Origin of the sequence: Ammoniphilus sp. YIM 78166 (assembly GCF_004522215.1) — a bacterium.
Classification (GTDB): domain Bacteria; phylum Bacillota; class Bacilli; order Aneurinibacillales; family RAOX-1; genus YIM-78166.
The window spans coordinates 221,725-239,727 of sequence record NZ_SDLR01000002.1 but is presented as its reverse complement, the minus strand read 5'-3'; the positions used below and the strand labels follow the sequence as shown (position 1 = coordinate 239,727).

Genomic DNA, 18,003 nt, shown 5'->3' with positions numbered 1-18,003 from the left:
AAAGAAAACCCTCCTTCGGAAATGAATTTCTAAAGGAGGGTTTTGTATACGGCTATGCTACTTCTTCAATGCATTGATAATATGCTGGGTCATCTCAACCGTTCCGACAGCTGCAGCCTTATCTTCTGCAATATCACCTGTACGAATTCCTTGATTTAGTACGCTCTCAACGGCATTTTCAATACGCCCTGCAGCTGCATCTAAATTTAAGGAATAGCGAAGCATAAGAGCAGCAGAAAGGATGGTTGCAATAGGGTTGGCAACGCCTTTACCTGCGATATCTGGAGCCGAACCATGTACGGGTTCATATAGCCCTAAATGTCCATCGCTTAAACTAGCGGATGCCAGCATCCCAATCGAACCCGTAAGCATGGCTGCCTCGTCACTAAGGATATCGCCAAACATGTTTTCCGTTACAATCACGTCGAACTGCTTCGGCGCGCGAACGAGCTGCATCGCGCAAGAATCCACGAGCATATGGGATAGCTCTACATCTGGATATTCTTTAGCAACGCGCTCCATTACACTTCTCCATAAGCGGGAACTCTCAAGCACGTTGGCCTTATCGACAGAAACAAGCTTATTATTTCGCTTGCGGGCAATTTCGAAAGCCTTTCTAGCTATGCGCTCTACCTCATCCTCGTTATAGAGAAGTGTATCGATGGCAGCATCTCGGCCGTTCTCATCCTGGAATCTCTTCTTCTCTCCGAAATAAATGCCTCCGGTCAGCTCACGAACGACCATCATATCCACACCTGCAACTACTTCTTCTTTTAAAGAAGAAGCACTAGCCATGCATTCAACCATCACAGCCGGACGAAGATTCGCATATAACCCTAAGGCCTTGCGAATCCCCAAGAGACCCGTCTCCGGACGAAGGTGACTCGGATTTTGATCCCATTTAGGTCCTCCTACGGCACCTAGTAAAACCGCATCTGCATTTTTAGCCACTTCAAGAGTAGCCTCCGGCAGGGGAGTTCCATCTTCATCAATCGCACTACCCCCAAGGCGCGCATAAGAATAGTTAAAGGTTACTTGTTCTTGTTCTGCAACAACTTCCAGTACCTTGATGGCTTGTTCCACAACCTCTGGACCGACTCCATCACCAGGTAGCACAGCAATTTTATACTCTCTAGACACGGTATCCAGCCTCATTTCTAAGTTAATAGGGGAAGCGGCAGCAATGCCAGCTTCCCCTTGTGAATGCTAGTCTTCTTATTTCTTGATCCAAGCCATCATTTCACGAAGTTGCTTACCTACTGTTTCCAATTGATGTTCGCTCTCTAAACGGCGGCGAGCACTGAAAGCTGCGCGGTTAGATTGGTTTTCTAGGATCCAGTTGCGAGCAAAGGTTCCGTCTTGGATTTCAGCCAATACCTTTTTCATTTCCGCTTTCGTATTTTCGTTTACGATTCGCTTACCTGTGTTGTAATCTCCGAACTCAGCAGTGTCGCTGATAGAATATCTCATGTACTCAAGTCCGCCTTCATACATCAAGTCAACGATAAGCTTCAGTTCATGCAAGCACTCAAAATAAGCGATCTCAGGCTTGTATCCAGCTTCAACAAGCGTTTCAAATCCAGCCTTAACAAGCTCAGCCGTTCCTCCGCATAGAACCGCTTGCTCACCAAACAAATCGGTTTCTGTTTCTTCACGGAAAGTAGTTTCTATTACACCTGCACGAGTAGCACCTACGCCGCTAGCATAAGCTAGACCAATTTCAAGAGCATTTCCAGAAGCGTTTTGTTCGATTGCAATCAATCCTGGAACTCCAAAGCCTTCTACAAATACGCGACGTACAAGATGTCCAGGTCCTTTAGGTGCAACCATTACTACGTCCACATCTGCTGGCGGTTGGATCTGACCGAAATGGATGTTAAATCCATGGGAGAAGAACAAGGCTGCGCCTTTTTTCAAGTTAGGTTGGATCTCTTCACGATAAACTTTTCCTTGTGTTTCGTCTGGAAGAAGGATTTGCACAAGATCAGCTTGAGCAACTGCTTCTCCTACATTGAAAACTTGGAATCCATCTTGTTCTGCTTGGTTCCAAGAACGTCCTGGGCGAAGTCCGATGATGACCTTAAATCCGCTGTCTCTTAAGTTTTGAGCTTGAGAGTGTCCTTGGCTTCCGTAACCGATAACCGCAATTGTTTTTCCTTCTAATACCTGACGATTTACATCCTTTTCATAGTACATTGTTACTGCCATTGTTAATTCCTCCATTTTTGTGTTTTTTGTTAGATAATATGTCAAATCTATTAGTGCGTCTACAAAGCAAAAGTTATACTTTTACTGCAGCCATACTTCTTGCCATTGCGGTAAGACCAGTTCTTGTCAATTCACGAATGCCATATGGACGCAGAAGTTCCGTTAAGGCATCGATCTTTTCAGAATCTCCAGTTGCCTGGACAATCACAGACTGTGGTCCGACATCCACAATGGCAGCACGGAAAGGCTCTACTATGCCAGTAATCTCCATCCGAGTGGTAGGACCTGCGTCAACCTTAATAAGTACAATCTCTCTAGCTACCATAGGACCAGCACTTAGATGTTGAACCTTGATAACATCAATTAGCTTATGAAGCTGTTTCATTACTTGCTCAAGCGTCTTCTCATCCCCTGAAGTCATAATAACCATTCGGGAAAGACCTTTTTCTTCGGAGCTGCCAACCGTAATGCTATCGATATTGAAGCCCCGACGCCCAAACATATTGGCTACTCGAGCTAAAACACCTGGCTGATCATTTACCAGTACGGATATCGTATGTTTTTGCATCTACTCCTCATCTCCCATTGTCATCTGATCCAAAGTACAACCGGAAGCAACCATTGGATATACGTTTTCTTCAGGCTCTACGACAAATTCAACGACCACTGGCCCGTTATGACTTAAGGCTTCTTGCCATACTTGAAGTGCTTGTTCTTCCGTCTCTGCACGAAGACCTTTCACCCCATACGCTTCAGCAAGCTTGACAAAGTCAGGACTGTGGGACAAGTCGATATGGCTATAGCGGTTATCGTAGAAGATCTCTTGCCACTGGCGTACCATTCCGAGACACTTGTTATTAATAATAACAACCTTGACCGGGACATTATGCTGTGACACAATGGCAAGCTCTTGCAGATTCATCTGGAATCCACCGTCTCCATTGATGGAGACAACCACTCGATCCGGATGGGCAAACTGCGCGCCTATTGCAGAAGGAAAGCCGAATCCCATTGTTCCAAGACCACCGGAAGAGATAAAGGAACGAGGATGCCTAAACTTGTAATATTGCGCTGCCCACATCTGGTGCTGGCCCACGTCAGTCGTGACAATGGCTTCCCCTTCCGTTGTCTCATAGATCATTTCGATGACTCTTTGCGGCTTCAGGTTTCCGTTCTTCTTATAAGAGAATGGATACTCCTCTTTCAACGCATCCAATTGGGCACGCCATTCTGCTGTATCAGCAGCAACAGCCTTCGGCAACGCCGCTTCAAGAACAAGCTTCACATCGCCTACAAGCGGAATGAGAGTCTCTACGTTTTTGCCAATTTCGGCAGGATCAACGTCAATGTGGATGATTTTCGCATTCGGAGCAAATTCCTTCGTACGTCCCATGGTAATGCGATCGTCAAAACGATTCCCAATTCCAATAAGCAGATCGCAGTTCAAGATCGCTTGGTTAGAAGGGTAGTTACCATGCATTCCAGGCCAACCAAGTGCTAATGGATGAGTTCCCGGGAAGCTGCCGAGACCCATTAAAGTACAGATGACAGGGATTTGAGTTTTCTCGGCAAAAGCGATCAGCTCGTTTTCTGCACCAGCCGCTATAACCCCACCACCAGCCATAATGACCGGCTTCTTCGCCTCAGATATCGCCTTAATCAATCGGTCTACCTGCATCTTATTCGGCTTCAGCGTAGGATTGTAGCCCCGGATGTTCACCGTCTCCGGATAATAAAACGGAGCGGACGCATTATTAACATCCTTAGGAATGTCGATAAGTACAGGACCAGGACGACCTGTTGTAGCGATATGGAAGGCTTCCTTAACTACTCTAGGAAGTTCCTCGATATCACGGACAAAATAATTGTGCTTCGTTATCGGTAAGGTAATACCTGTTATATCAGCTTCTTGAAACGCATCGGTACCAATAAGAGCCTGAGATACGTTTCCGGTTATAACAACCATCGGAATGGAATCCATAAATGCTGTAGCAATCCCCGTAACTAAGTTTGTTGCTCCTGGGCCGGACGTTGCAATAACGACTCCTGGCTTACCTGTTGATCTGGCGTATCCATCGGCTGCATGAATGGCCCCTTGCTCATGTCTTGTTAATATATGTTTCAAATGGCTACCATAAAGCGAATCATAGATCGGCAATACAGCACCGCCTGGATAGCCGAATACATACTCGACGTTTTCCAGCAACAAACATCTCAACAAGGCATCTGCACCTGTAATCACTTCCCCTTGCTCGATGGGGGGAATATCCGGACGGCCATCAACCATAGCCACATCTCTGCTCATGTTCTCTCCTCCTAAATAATTAAAATTTTTAGAAAACTGTAGCTGACATGACATTCTAACAAAAAGAAAGCCTTTTCACCCCTGCACTGTTTCGTGCATATCTTGGGGCGAAAAGGTCCGCGTACCACCCAAATTCACCATCGCCTCACAACGACGGCCTCAGCAGGTGCAATAAAATAGCACCATGCACTTAACGCGTGCTAAACGTCCTCTCCTACTAGGCGAATCGTTCAGAAAGGCGGCTCAGAGGTGAGCAGAAATAAGGTGTGCTATCCGGCTTCCACCATCCCGGACTCTCTACAAGCAAAAATCCCTTAATCTATGTCCTCTTCAAAGCCTGTATAATCGAAAAACTCAAAACAAAATTATGATGTTAGGAGTTATTATAGTAATACGAAGGACATTCGTCAACCATTTTCAGAATTATTGTTTTGCATTTTCTTACCTTTTATACATCTAAAAAAATAAGACTACAAAACTGTGGGTTTCGTAGTCTTAACCATCCGATCCTACTCTTTTCGAAGTCCATTTATTAACACTTGCACCACTTCTGTTCTTGAGAACTCAGAAGGAGGCATGATGCCCTCCTTTAGCATTTTCCTTACTTTGGTCCCTGATAGAATGACGTGGTCCTCTGTATCATGGGGACATGTTTTATAAGAGGCCATCGCAGCGCATTTTCTGCAATAAAAGCTATGTTCAAAAAACATCAAGGATATTCCTAGCTCTTCGGGAGTAAATTGGCTAAAAATCTCCTGTGCCTCATAGGTTCCATAGTAGTCTCCAACGCCTGCATGGTCCCTTCCTACGATAAAATGGGTACATCCATAGTTTTTCCTTACCATGGCATGAAAAATCGCTTCACGGGGCCCTGCGTAGCGCATAGCAGCTGGGAAAACACCCAGAAAGGTGCGATGCTTAGGATAATAATTTTCTAACAGAACCTCGTAGCTCTCCATCCTGACATGAGCTGGGATGTCATCGGACTTCGTTTCACCTACTAGTGGATTCAAAAACAAACCATCAACGACTTCCATTGCAGCCTTTTGGATGTATTCATGGGCACGGTGCACAGGATTTCGGGTTTGAAATCCAACAACCGTCTTCCAACCCTTGCTTCGAAAGATCTCTCTTGTTTCTTGAGGGGTAAAGTAATACTTTTCAAATTCTCCCCCTAAAGGTCTTTCAAGCACTCGAATCGGCCCGCCCACGTAAATGCCAGGGCGACGATAAAGATGAGCTACTCCTGGATGTGCCTCATCGCTCGTTTTATATACTTTTTCAGCTTCACGAAGAATATCAGGCTGGTACATGCTTTCAATTTTCATTACCGCTTGGATCTGTCCATGCCGATCCTCCAAGGCAATTTCGTCCCCTACATGCAACTTTTCAGCCTGCTCCTCGTTGATCGTCAACGTTATCGGCAGACTCCAAACGATCCCATTAGCAAGACGCATCGTTTCAACCACACTATCATAATCTTCCTTATTCATAAACCCTGTTAACGGAGACATCGCTCCTATCCCAATACATTGTACGTCGGATAGAGCCCACGAATCGAGAGTTATACGAGGGAGACCCTCTACCCTCCGTTGGTCCCGTTCATCCACTGGAAGAATTCGATTTACCAGTTCACCGCCATGCGGGGCTATCGTATCCATAAATAATCTAGTCCCCCTTATGCAATCCACATTCAGTTTTTGCAAAGCCGGTCCATCTTCCAGATCTAGGATCTTCGCCTGGTCTTACTGGATTTGTACATACGGAACAACCAATGCTCGGGTAGTTTTTGTCATGAAGAGAGTTATAAGGGACATCAAACAAGCGGATATAGTTCCATACATCATCCGTAGTCCAATGAACCAAAGGATTAAGCTTCACCAACTCAAATTTCTCATCCCATTCCACTTGTTGCGCATGGGCCCTCGTAACCGACTGCTCTCTTCGAATCCCCGTAATCCAGGCTTTATAATCTTTTAACACTCTCGTTAGAGGTTCGACTTTACGAATGGCACAGCACCGATTGGGGTCTGTTTTCCATAGCTCTTCTCCGTATTTTTCTGCTTGCTGTTCCAAGGTAATCATCGGCTTCATCTCGATAAACTGAATGCCGTATTTGGCCGCCAAGCGATCTCTGGTTTCATACGTCTCTTGAAAGTGCTTATCTGTATCCAGGTAAAAAATGTTTGGTTTGTCGACCACTTTGCATAGGATGTCGACCAATACAACATCTTCCGCGCCAAAGCTACAAGCCAGAACCATCTGACCGCCAAACTGATCATACGCCCACCGCACAAGTTTATGTGGGGATTCATGCTTCATGGAGTCGTTGATTTTTTCCATCGAAAATTCGAGGATTTCCATAAGAGCCCTCCTAAGTAATACGCCTTATTCGTACATATTCTATGCATGTGGACAAATAGGTTGATACCCATTGGTTTGTTGAATCTTTGTATAGTCGAGCCCAATTCTGAAATGAACAAAAAAAAGAGAACGGAATAGATCCGTTCTCTTCTTCAAAAATAAGCTAATGAAATATTAAGCTTTTTGCTTTGCTACGTTAGCCAATTCAGCAAAAGCTGCCTTGTCATTGATAGCTAAATCAGCAAGCATCTTACGGTTTACGTCGATACCAGCTTCTTTTAATCCGTGCATAAGCTTGCTGTAAGACAAGCCATTGATGCGCGCAGCTGCATTAATACGAGTAATCCACAATTTGCGGAAATCACGCTTACGCTGACGACGGTCACGGTAAGCATAAAGTAAAGATTTCATTACTTGAGCTTTTGCGGTTTTAAATAAACGGTGTTTGGAACCGAAATAACCTTTAGCTAATTTAAGAACCTTTTTGCGACGTTTACGAGTAACGGTACCACCTTTAACTCTTGGCATAACATTTCCCTCCTAGATCTATACAATAAACACGATCGTTAATAATTAAAGATAAGTTAACATTTGTTCAATGCGTTTTTGGTCGCCTTTGCTCACCAATGCACCTTTGCGAAGCTTACGCTTACGCTTGGAAGTCTTAGACTCCAACAAGTGACTTGTGTAAGCATGATGACGTCTGATCTTACCAGACCCGGTCTTCTTGAAACGTTTTTGAGCTCCCTTGTGGGTTTTCATCTTTGGCATTGAAGTATCCTCCCGTCTACGGATAAACCTATTTTTCGACCTTTGGTGCTAAGATCATCAGCATGCTGCGCCCTTCCATTTTCGGGGTGCGCTCAACGATGCAAAGCTCTTTCACCTGCTCGGCCAGCTTTTCTAAAACATTTCTGCCTATTTCAGAATGAGTAATGGCACGTCCACGGAAACGAATGCTAAGCTTCACTTTATCACCTTGTTCCAAAAACTTCTGAACATGGCGCAATTTAGTTTGAAAGTCATGTTCTTCAATTGTTGGCGACAAGCGGACCTCTTTGATGCTGATCACCTTTTGGTTTTTACGTGCTTCCTTGTCCTTTTTGCTTTGCTCATATCTGAATTTGCCGTAGTCCATAATGCGACATACTGGTGGTTTTGCCGTCGGCGCCACTGCAACCAAATCAAGATTAGCCTCTTGAGCCATTTGCAAAGCATCTCTCAAAGGAATAATGCCTACCTGTTCACCATTAGCGCCAACAACCCGAACTTCCCTTGCGCGTATCGCCTCATTGATTAAATGTTCCTTACTAATTGCCTGCCACCTCCACAGTTTTTTCGCAAGATAAACGAACTTGCATCACTCATTACTTAGATCAAGCTAACGGAAAATGAAAGCAAAAAATGCAGACACCATAGGCGTCCGCATGAAGTTCCCATTACAAAAGAACTCTAAACTAATTGACCTGTCAACAACCTTTATGGGCGTCGAGTCAGGTGAGAAGCGGACGCTTCTGCTTTGATTAACCGTTATTCAAGCTTAACAGTTTCTAATTATATCAGAGATAAAGAAAAAGTCAACTTTAAATATTTTTATTTGTAAAAGACGATTGTCCATTGGAGAAAAAACGCTGACAATAACTACAGTGGTTGCATACCTCAGCGCTAGGCTCGAAAATTTGTTTTATCGTATAAATAATGTGATGGTTCGGTTGCACAGTATGTATGGTAATGCGTGCTGGTGCAAGGGAGATTAACAGGTGAAGAATCAAATCCTGATTGCCCAATTGGCCAACGAACAGCTCAGTTGGAATCAACTCAACAGATTGAGCTGAAATGCTGCTCCATTGCTGATCGTATAAGAAAAGATTCCTATCGTCAATATGAACAAGATGGACAAGAGGGGGACCCGGCTGTTTACTAGACAGAAATTGCTTTATAAGACCAAAAAAATCCTTATTCTCTTTCTCCACCCAATACTCATCGATGGCATGCTCAATGGTTGTTCTCCATGCATCATATTGATCCTTTAGTCTAAAGCGAATAAACCCCTCAAAGAAAAGTTGATTTTCATGCAAAAAATACTCTACAACGCGAGAAGCAATGTTTTTTCTTAACGTTAATGCCCTCTCCGTCTCTATATCCTCGCCATGTTCATCTGTGTTTAACAAAAAATAAGTATAGCGGATAATGTCTTCGATCTGTTCTTCCTGTGTTAAGCCAAATTCATGGATCAAAACTTCTCGGAGGAGGTCCCGTTCTTTGTGCTCAACAATAAAGTTAGCAACACTGTGACCAACAGCTTCTCGGATCCTATCAAACGTATCAATCGTATGTTCCGTTATAGGCCAAAACTGACAATAAAAGTGAATCCTGTCTTGTTCTACCTGCTCTTTTATTCGATAATTAATCGCGTGCGATTGTAGCTTTGAGAACTCCTTATGTAAAATCCCGCTTAATAGGGATACCTTCGTTTCACTTTTGGAGACTACTAACTGAAACAACTTCATCTCACACCTCCTCTACCATGATTTTAAAGATAATCGTGTCCTTTAATTCATAGTATATGAACACTTGGAGGCGTTATACGTGAACTTAAATTCAGCACTAGTCTAAAAAAAGAACCACTTGAACTTAGAATCGCTCAAGTGGTTGGTAAAAGGGAGAGAGAAACATAATCGTGAAGCTTCGTCTTCACCCCCATTATGTCCTCTATTTCTACGAGATATACCTATTTTCTATTTTTATTGGTAAGCGAACGAACGACGACAACAGCCGACCAACCGATAAGGCCAAGAACAGCTAGGGCAATGACAACTTGAGTAAACACTAGAAATCCCCAGCTCATGCTCTCCCCCCAGTTTCGGGATTAGTTTTGCATAACAAAATCACTTTCTGCTGATTCCCCTTCTTTAAACAAACGTAAAGTCTCATACTTCGTATTTCGTTGCGCTGGAATTTTACCTGCTTCACGAATTAAGCGAAGGATTTCGTTTGTATTTACTTTAAAGGTGCAAGCTGCCGCGGAAACCACGTTTTCCTCCATCATGGTGGACCCGAAATCATTACAGCCGAAATCTAAAGATTTTTTTCCTATCTCTGGTCCCATGGTTACCCAAGAGGATTGGAAATTAGCAATATTATCGAGCATTAGTCGACTGATCGCGACGGTTTTCAGATATTCGTCAGGATGAACCTTTTCTGCTTTAAGGTTCGTATTGTCTGGTTGGAAAGTCCAAGAAATAAACGCTTTGAAGCCCTTGGTTTCATCCTGTGCTTCACGAATGCGAAGCAGAGAAAGCACGCGTTCCTCATAGGATTCCCCAAATCCAATAACCATTGTGGCAGTCGTATGCAGACCAACGCGATTCGCTGTTTTCATTACATCAATCCATTCTTTCCATGAACCCTTCTTACGGCTGATCTTCATGCGCGTACGGTCATCGAGAATTTCAGCTCCCGCTCCCGGTAGGGAATCAAGACCTGCCGCGTGAAGCTCGCGAAGAACCGTCTCAACGGAGAGATCAGAAACCTCAGCAATTCTTACAATTTCAGCGACGGACAGCGAATGCATCTGAATCGCAGGAAAATGCTGCTTGATCTTGCGTAACAGATTCGTATAATAATCTAGCTTAAGACCTGGATGAGTGCCTCCTTGCATGAGGATCTCTGTTCCGTTCACATCCACCGTCTCCTGGATTTTTTGGAGGATTTCCTCATCGCTGAGTACATACCCTTCAGCATGCCCCGGCGGGCGATAAAAAGCACAAAAACGGCAATACGTATCGCAAATATTGGTATAATTAATATTTCGTCCAATCACAAACGTCGTAATCGGCTCAGGATGCCACCTTTTCATTATCTCATTGGCAGCATGGCCCAGTTTCTCGATTTCGGTGCTTTCATAAAGCCGTACGCCATCTTCTAACGTCAGCCTTTCTCCCTGAAGCGCCCGATCGAGAATGTGATCAATAGTCATCATGAACCCTCCCTTTCCATTCTCCGATTTAAACCGTCAACAAAATAGGCTTCGGTATAATGAATAATTCGCTCCATAATTCGCTTCGCCTTCATGATCTCTATTCCGCCTTTAGCTGAATGAGATAAATGCTCCTCTAACAGCGTGTAATTATAATTAGAGGAATATAGGATTGGCAGATTCTCGGATATCCGATACTGAAGGATAGCTCCTAATACCTCGTCTCTCGCCCACGGAGATAGCGATTCGGCTCCAATATCATCCAAGATGAGTACGGGAACTTTTTTTAATGCATCCAGCTTGTTCTGAAGCGAATGGTCTTGCAACGATTCTTTTACCTCACGGAAAAAATCTGGTGTATAAACCATTAAAGTAGATATTCCTCGGCTAGCTAATTTTCTAGCCGTGGCAGCCAGTAAATAACTTTTCCCTACCCCAAGCGGACCATAGAGATAGATCCCTTTCATTTTCTGAGCTTTGCTACCTGGTTCAACCTTAAGGCAAAATTCCATAAGACCTCGAAAAGCATCAAACCGCTGTGGATCCTGAACAAAATGTTGAAAGCTTGCAGCCAATACATCCTTAGGAATGTAATGGGATTTAATTAACTTCTCTCTACTCTTTTGCTCTTGGTAAGCATTCCATTTCGAACAGGGTGTAAAGATCGTTTCTATATAGGAGAGCGACTTGGTTAGCTTCGCGCAATGTCCTTTTATCATATTGGGGCAGCCGTCTAGCCCAGTACAGACCTGGCAGTGCGAATCCTCGGCTATCGCTTGATCTAGCTTGACCATCGATCGTTCCAGCATCTCGATCGTAACATCTGGATTTTCCTGTTGGAAAGAAAGGATCATAGGATGTCTAAAGATATGCCTCTGCAGCTCTTCAAGAGAAGGAATGCCCATCGGTTTCTTCCATTTCAGATTGGATAGGGTTTTACTTACGGACTCCATTTGAACCCCTCCTTAATCAAGTTCACCAAGCGCTCTTAAGAGCTCTTGTGCTTGCTTTTTCTGTTCTTCGTCCAATTCTTCCTGTTCTTTAGGTGTGGCCTTGATTTGCTTTTCTACCCATTCAGGAAGTTCATCCTTCTTGGTGTTGGTGTTCGTATTCCACCCGTTGCGCTTTACTGCGGGGGTCTTTGTTGGTGTTTCTGGCTTCGTGTTTCGCGACTTCAAATTTTGGTATAGCTGTTTCGCTTGCTCTTTAGCTTGATCTACCGTTCGAATGTCTAGGCGTTTCCAGTGTGTGGCAATCTTATAAATTAAGGCTGGGGGCAGCTGCTTATTATTAGTCAGCATCACATATTCAAGCAATACATTAATGACACCAGGCTGTAGATTATAGTTACTGGTTAGCTCATCTACAATCTTAAGGTCCGCCGGTGACACTTTACTTCCGCCTTGGTACTGTTCTAACAGCACAATCGGGGATAAGCGGTTTAGCGCTTCTTTATGCTCTTCTTCAATCGGCGGCTTGGCTGAGGGTTTTGATGTTTCATCCTGCCTAGCGCTTGCCGTACGGATGCTAGGAAGCTGCCCTTGGTGCTGCGATGTATAGCTGTCTTTGACTAATTTTCTTAAGCGCTCGATATCCAGCTCATTATCGTCTATATAAATAAAGGGATCTTGAAGAAAATAAGATAACTGCATGTCATCCAAAAGGTAAAAGAAAGCTAGCTCTCTTAGTGCCCCTTTTTGATCCAGATTAAGCTTCCTCTTTTGTACGAACTTTGGAAGAGATGCTTCTAGAAAGTCAAAATCAGGATCTCCCTGTTTAAGAACAAGAGAAGACGTTGGTTCCACCTTTTCCGCTTGATAAGCAGGATATTTTTCCTCCATCTGCTGAAGGAATTGCTGGGATTCTGAACCCGGCAGAATATTAATCTCTGAAGGAGATATACTGTGAAACACCTCATCAAAGCTTTTGGTCATTTCGGTCCGTATTCCTTGAGCTACACCTGGATAAGAAGGTCCAAGAAACTGCTTGCGAAGATGCTCATATTTGACCTTCCCTACTCGATTAAGAAGGATAATACTTAACATATCATCGCGAAAAAAGGCTGAGGCACTTATAGGCTTTTGAAGGATATATTCATAATGACGGTTTCCCTGTCCTTGTTCCACCTTCACCGTTCGCAATAATCCAATGGCCTCCAAGTGTTCTCGAGCTCTAAGAATCTGATCCAAAGACTGTCCCATTAAGCTCATAAGTCCTCGATGGTTGCTCCAACTTGCCTCTTGCACATATAACAGCCTCTCATGGTAAAGAGTCATAAATAAACTAACCGCAAGTGTTCCTATAATAGGCTGATATAATTGAGTAAGAGAGATGAGTTCCGCTGAACTCATTTCACTAGACATGGCGACAGAATAATGGTCGTTAGGAGCGATTTCTTTCCAAGTAAACCCCATTCATCCTTAACTCCCTTATCTCTTGATCTATTCATTATATCATTAGGGAAAAGATTCACCATACGAAATAATTTCAAGAAGTGGTTTTGCGATTATTCCCTAGTAGATCCTCAAGTTCTTTAATGAATACGTTAATGTCTTTGAACTGCCGGTAAACGGAGGCAAAACGCACATAAGCCACTTCATCCACATCATATAGGGCTTTCATGACTAATTCTCCTATATCCTTACTCTGGATTTCAACCTTACCAGAACCCCTTAACTCCTGACCGATTCTGTCGACAATACCATCTAAGGTATCTAAAGCTACCGGTCTTTTCTCACAGGCTCTTACAATACCTCGCAAGATTTTTTCTCTGCTGAACTCTTCTCTTGCTCCGTCCTTTTTTATGACTAAAAGAGGCGTTTCTTCCACAGTCTCAAAGGTCGTAAACCGATAATTGCAAGCCTCGCACTCTCTTCTTCGTCGAATGGACTTGGCCTCATTCACTGGCCGTGAATCCAACACGCGAGTCCCATTATGCTGACAAGATGGACAACGCACGACTCATCATCTCCCCATCGTATAGATGCTGCATGCATCTATCAATTTCCTAGTATTCATATCTTATCACAAAACAAAACAAGTCCAACAGGTGTTGGACTTGTTCGGCGTATTATTGAACTAATTTTTTAGCTTCTTCATAACGTTCAGCTGGCATTGCAACATAACCAACTAACTCAGCCATTTCAGCAGCATGATCCAAGTAGAACTGTGCAAAAGCTTTGATTTCTGGCTTGTCTGCAAGAGACTTGCTGCTCACGTACATATACAATTCACGGGAGAATGGAGTATAGGTTCCATCATTGATTGTTTCATGAGTTGGTTCAACTGCCGGTGCATCTGCTGTAGCCTTGATTGGTACAGCCTTCATCTTAGTGCTGTTTTCTTGATAGTAAGCAAATCCGAAATATCCAAGCGCATTTTTATCGCCAGTAACACCTTGGACTAATACATTATCGTCTTCAGAAGCCGTATAGTCAGAGCGGCTTGCTCCTTCTTTTCCATTTACTACTTCAGTAAAGTACCCGAAGGTTCCCGAATCCGTTCCTGGACCGTATAGTTTAATTTCTTCTGCAGGCCATCCCTCACGCACTTCAGACCAAGTTTTAACCGTGCTGTCTGGAGCCCAGATCTTGCTTAACTCTTCCACCGTAAGATAATCTACCCAATCGTTAGCAGGGTTGACTACTACAGAAATCCCATCAAAGGCGATAGGAACTTCGATCGCTTCAAAGCCGTTAGCTTTTATTCCTTCAACTTCATTGTCTTTAATTTTTCTAGAAGCATTATTGATATCAATTTCACCTGGAACAAACTTCTTAAATCCACCACCCGTACCGGAAACTCCAACGGTTACACGGACATTTGGATTAGCAGCTTGGAATTCTTCTGCAACAGCTTCCGTAATAGGAAATACAGTAGAAGATCCGTCAATCAGCACAGTCCCGCTTAGAGTGCTTTCCTGAGCTGGTTGTTCTCCAGGTGCAGGTTGTTCAGCACCGCCCGGTTGTTGGGTTCCGCCACAACCGGTCATTATAGAAAATGCAAGCAATAGGGTTGACATTAATATCCCAGACTTTTTCAAAGATTTCACGATGTTAAAACCTCCACTTTTTGTTTGGTTTGTTTATATCTTTTCCTAAGACAAGTAATATAATAATTTAAATTTGTTGATTGGATATGAGTTTATTGTAAAGAAAATGTTAAGATCGAAGTATGATAAAAAAAACAGAGAATCGTTTGATTCCCTGCTTTTTAATGAATATATCACCCAAATCGCCCCATAACATAATCCTCAGTCCGCTTGTCCGTAGGGTTGGTAAATAACTTTTCTGTTTTCTCGAATTCAACTAGTTCTCCAGTGAGCATAAATGCCGTTTTATCTGAAGAACGAGCGGCTTGTTGCATATTATGAGTCACAATAATAATACTGAATCTTTCCTTCAGATCATGAAGAAGCTCTTCAATCTTCATCGTTGAAATCGGATCTAACGCAGAAGTAGGCTCGTCCATAAGAATAACATCAGGCTCAACCGCAATACAGCGTGCAATACAGAGTCTCTGCTGTTGACCGCCAGAAAGACCCGTTGCCGGCTCATGTAAACGATCTTTAACCTCATCCCACAAAGCTACACCCTTTAAGCTTTTCTCAACAATCTGGTCCAATTCTGACTTTTTATTATTACCATGAATTCTTTGTCCAAAAATCACATTCTCATAAATCGACTTGGGGAAAGGATTAGGCTTTTGGAATACCATTCCCACCGTCGTTCTTAACTGCTCCAAATTGATATCCCGATCATAAATATTGACGCCATGGTAGTTGATTTTTCCTTCCACTCGGACAGTTGGCACGAGGTCAACCATTCGGTTGAGCGTTTTTAGAAGAGTTGATTTTCCACATCCAGATGGACCGATGATGGCTGTAACTTCATTTTTCTTAATGTTCATATTCACATTTTTTAAAGCATGGTCTTCCCCGTACCATAAATTAAGGTTCTCGATATTAAAAACAAATTGATTCGTAGCAATCATGGGTTCCTCCATTAATCCATCTTTTTCTGGAATTTATTGCGTATCAGCACAGCTACTGCATTCATCGATAATAAGACCGCGAGTAAAACAATAATCCCCCCAGCTGCAAGAGCGTGGAAAGCTTCTTGAGGCCTAGAAACCCAGTTATAGATTTGTATAGGTAGTACAGTGAACGGGTCAAGCGGATTGTTAGGCGTGAAGGCAATAAAGGCAGCAGCCCCCACAACCACCAGTGGAGCCGTTTCACCGATCGCACGCGATAAGGCTAGTATATTTCCGGTGATAATCCCCGGCAGGGCAGAAGGCAAAATTATCCGTAATATAGTCTGCCACTTTGTCGCTCCAAGGGCAAAGGATGCATGTCGAAGCGAATCAGAAACACTCCGCAGCGCTTCTTGAGAAGCCACAATGATCACTGGCAAGATCAAAAGCGTCATGGTCAAGGCACCAGCGATAACACTTCGCTCCAGCGCAAACATACGCACAAATATTGTTAATCCTAACAAACCGTATACAATAGAGGGCACGCCAGCCAAATTTGAGATATTGGTTTGAATGACTCTAGTCACCCAGTTTTTCTTTGCATATTCCTCAAGATACAATGCCGTTCCCACCCCAATAATAAAAGCCATGGGGGCCGTAAGGCCGATTACCCACAGAGTCCCAAAGAGAGCAGATTTCAGACCAGCCTTTTCAGGAGAACGGGAAGGAAAACTATTAAGAAAGTTCCAATTTAGGGCACCCGTCCCTTTTTGGAGGACATCAACAATAAGAATGGCCAATACAACAACACCAAACATGGTTGCCGCGAAGAACAAACCTTTATAAACTTTATCCTTTTTCTTTCTGGCACTTATTTGCTTATTTTCCACTGGGGAAGATTTCATTAATATTCCTCCCTATACTTTCGTGAAATATATTGAGCTAACAGATTCATAATGAGTGTCATAACAAAGAGAGTAGCTCCGACAGCGTAGAGTGAATAATACTCAATCGTGCCAAAAGGAGCATCCCCATGGCTGATCTGAACGATAAATGCAGTCATGGTTTGAATACTTTCCAAAGGATTGAAGGCCATCTTAGGCGTCGCTCCAGCAGCTAATGTTACAATCATGGTTTCTCCAATAGCTCTTGACAGAGACAACACGACAGAAGCCACAATTCCTGATAGAGCTGCCGGTACAACAACCTTTATAGAGGTTTCTAATTTGGTTGCACCAAGAGCAAGAGCTCCTTCTCTTAATGCTCGCGGAACAGCCGTCATGGCATCCTCACTAAGGGAAGCTACCATAGGAATAATCATGATTCCTACTACAATGCCGGCGCTCAAGGCGTTAAAAAAATCGGTTTGGGGAAGGATTAGCCGAATAAAGGGTGTAACTAAGGTTAAAGCAAAGAATCCGTATACGATCGTAGGAATTCCCGCTAAGATCTCTAAAATGGGTTTTATGATTTTTCTCACTCTGGGTGGGGCGTACTCACTTAAAAAAATGGCACTAGCCAGACCAATGGGAACAGCAACAAGACTAGCAATGAATGTTATCAGTAAGGTTCCAGTGATTAACGGAAGAATACCAAAGTGCTGTGGCTGAAAGAGTGGTGCCCATCGGGTGCCGGTAAAAAACTCCACAATGCTAACCGTTTCAAAAAAGCGGATGGTTTCAAACAACAATGTACTAATGATACCAACAGTTGTTAACACTGAGACTAAGGCACATAGGAATAGTACAGCAGGTACGATCCTCTCACTAATGGGTGGCTTCTTCTTCATGTTTGAAGCGCGATTAGCGTTACTTGTCGAAGCATGGGACATAGTAGTTTTGGACTGATCCTCGTCTGTCTTAGAGGCTTCCTTAGTCGTCGCCATTTCTAACACGTAGTTTCCTCCTTCTAATTAAACGACCTGTTATTCTAGATGCACACGAACATTCAATTACTAATTTTAGGCTTTTATTGTGGATTTATCTTTAAGACATTGTAAAGATTTCGTTAAGATTTTCGACACGGAGTATGTTGATTCGACATCCAGCCATGATTTCGAATGGACTTTCAACCTTGTCTTTATCGTTTCCTAATCCATTTATTTCAATCCGTTTAAGATCTGCTCTTCGAACAAAAAAAGCTGACTCTAAAGGTTCTATTCCCTTAGAGTCAG

The 18,003-nt window shown here is 43.3% G+C and carries 18 protein-coding genes and 1 other annotated feature; all 18 genes read right to left on the bottom strand.

Going from position 1 to position 18,003, the window contains the following annotated elements:
- Window positions 1-57 precede the first annotated feature (57 nt).
- Entirely contained in the window at window positions 58-1,140 is a 1,083-nt protein-coding gene (gene leuB / locus EIZ58_RS07195; RefSeq protein WP_134699930.1) for a 3-isopropylmalate dehydrogenase, read from the bottom strand.
- Between the two features lie 75 nt (window positions 1,141-1,215).
- Complete coding sequence (gene ilvC, locus EIZ58_RS07190) at window positions 1,216-2,208, bottom strand: ketol-acid reductoisomerase (RefSeq protein WP_134699929.1); 993 nt, start codon at window positions 2,206-2,208, stop codon at window positions 1,216-1,218.
- 73 nt (window positions 2,209-2,281) lie between these two features.
- Window positions 2,282-2,776: an acetolactate synthase small subunit gene (ilvN, locus tag EIZ58_RS07185; protein WP_134699928.1), complete on the bottom strand. Its 495-nt coding sequence runs from the start codon at window positions 2,774-2,776 to the stop codon at window positions 2,282-2,284.
- The gene (gene ilvB, locus EIZ58_RS07180; protein WP_134699927.1) at window positions 2,777-4,513 is read right to left on the bottom strand and encodes a biosynthetic-type acetolactate synthase large subunit; all 1,737 of its coding nucleotides are present in this window, start codon (window positions 4,511-4,513) and stop codon (window positions 2,777-2,779) included.
- Between the two features lie 509 nt (window positions 4,514-5,022).
- Window positions 5,023-6,174 (bottom strand): sulfate adenylyltransferase, encoded by a 1,152-nt coding sequence (gene sat, locus EIZ58_RS07175; protein ID WP_134699926.1) that lies wholly within the window; start codon window positions 6,172-6,174, stop codon window positions 5,023-5,025.
- Between the two features lie 7 nt (window positions 6,175-6,181).
- A complete protein-coding gene (locus EIZ58_RS07170) occupies window positions 6,182-6,877 on the bottom strand; it encodes a phosphoadenylyl-sulfate reductase (RefSeq protein WP_134699925.1) in 696 nt (231 codons plus the stop codon).
- Between the two features lie 174 nt (window positions 6,878-7,051).
- Window positions 7,052-7,405, bottom strand: a complete 354-nt coding sequence (gene rplT, locus EIZ58_RS07165) for a 50S ribosomal protein L20 (protein WP_134699924.1) — start codon at window positions 7,403-7,405, stop codon at window positions 7,052-7,054.
- Between the two features lie 45 nt (window positions 7,406-7,450).
- A complete protein-coding gene (gene rpmI, locus EIZ58_RS07160) occupies window positions 7,451-7,648 on the bottom strand; it encodes a 50S ribosomal protein L35 (protein WP_134699923.1) in 198 nt (65 codons plus the stop codon).
- 28 nt (window positions 7,649-7,676) lie between these two features.
- Window positions 7,677-8,210 (bottom strand): translation initiation factor IF-3, encoded by a 534-nt coding sequence (gene infC, locus EIZ58_RS07155; RefSeq protein ID WP_205672151.1) that lies wholly within the window; start codon window positions 8,208-8,210, stop codon window positions 7,677-7,679.
- A 59-nt stretch (window positions 8,211-8,269) separates the two neighbouring features.
- Window positions 8,270-8,403, bottom strand: a sequence feature (ribosomal protein L20 leader region).
- A 57-nt stretch (window positions 8,404-8,460) separates the two neighbouring features.
- A complete protein-coding gene (gene ytxC / locus EIZ58_RS07150; protein ID WP_134699921.1) occupies window positions 8,461-9,387 on the bottom strand; it encodes a putative sporulation protein YtxC in 927 nt (308 codons plus the stop codon).
- A gap of 359 nt (window positions 9,388-9,746) precedes the next feature.
- Entirely contained in the window at window positions 9,747-10,856 is a 1,110-nt protein-coding gene (gene mqnC, locus EIZ58_RS07145; RefSeq protein WP_134699920.1) for a cyclic dehypoxanthinyl futalosine synthase, read from the bottom strand.
- A complete protein-coding gene (gene dnaI, locus EIZ58_RS07140; RefSeq protein WP_134699919.1) occupies window positions 10,856-11,809 on the bottom strand; it encodes a primosomal protein DnaI in 954 nt (317 codons plus the stop codon). The genes mqnC and dnaI overlap by 1 nt, the downstream gene beginning before the upstream one ends.
- Before the next feature lie 12 nt (window positions 11,810-11,821).
- On the bottom strand, window positions 11,822-13,270 hold the full coding sequence (locus EIZ58_RS07135) for a replication initiation and membrane attachment family protein (protein ID WP_134699918.1): 1,449 nt from the start codon (window positions 13,268-13,270) through the stop codon (window positions 11,822-11,824).
- A gap of 73 nt (window positions 13,271-13,343) precedes the next feature.
- A complete protein-coding gene (gene nrdR, locus EIZ58_RS07130) occupies window positions 13,344-13,814 on the bottom strand; it encodes a transcriptional regulator NrdR (RefSeq protein WP_134699917.1) in 471 nt (156 codons plus the stop codon).
- A 112-nt stretch (window positions 13,815-13,926) separates the two neighbouring features.
- Window positions 13,927-14,877, bottom strand: coding sequence for a PstS family phosphate ABC transporter substrate-binding protein (locus tag EIZ58_RS07125; RefSeq protein WP_134700936.1), 951 nt, complete (start codon window positions 14,875-14,877; stop codon window positions 13,927-13,929).
- A 203-nt stretch (window positions 14,878-15,080) separates the two neighbouring features.
- Window positions 15,081-15,848 carry a phosphate ABC transporter ATP-binding protein PstB gene (gene pstB, locus EIZ58_RS07120; RefSeq protein ID WP_305033903.1) on the bottom strand — a complete coding sequence of 256 codons (768 nt, stop codon included), beginning with the start codon at window positions 15,846-15,848 and terminating at the stop codon, window positions 15,081-15,083.
- Between the two features lie 11 nt (window positions 15,849-15,859).
- Window positions 15,860-16,735: a phosphate ABC transporter permease PstA gene (gene pstA / locus EIZ58_RS07115; RefSeq protein ID WP_134699915.1), complete on the bottom strand. Its 876-nt coding sequence runs from the start codon at window positions 16,733-16,735 to the stop codon at window positions 15,860-15,862.
- The gene (gene pstC, locus EIZ58_RS07110) at window positions 16,735-17,619 is read right to left on the bottom strand and encodes a phosphate ABC transporter permease subunit PstC (RefSeq protein WP_240689022.1); all 885 of its coding nucleotides are present in this window, start codon (window positions 17,617-17,619) and stop codon (window positions 16,735-16,737) included. Before pstC ends, pstA begins: the two co-directional genes overlap by 1 nt.
- Between the last annotated feature and the right edge of the window lie 384 nt (window positions 17,620-18,003).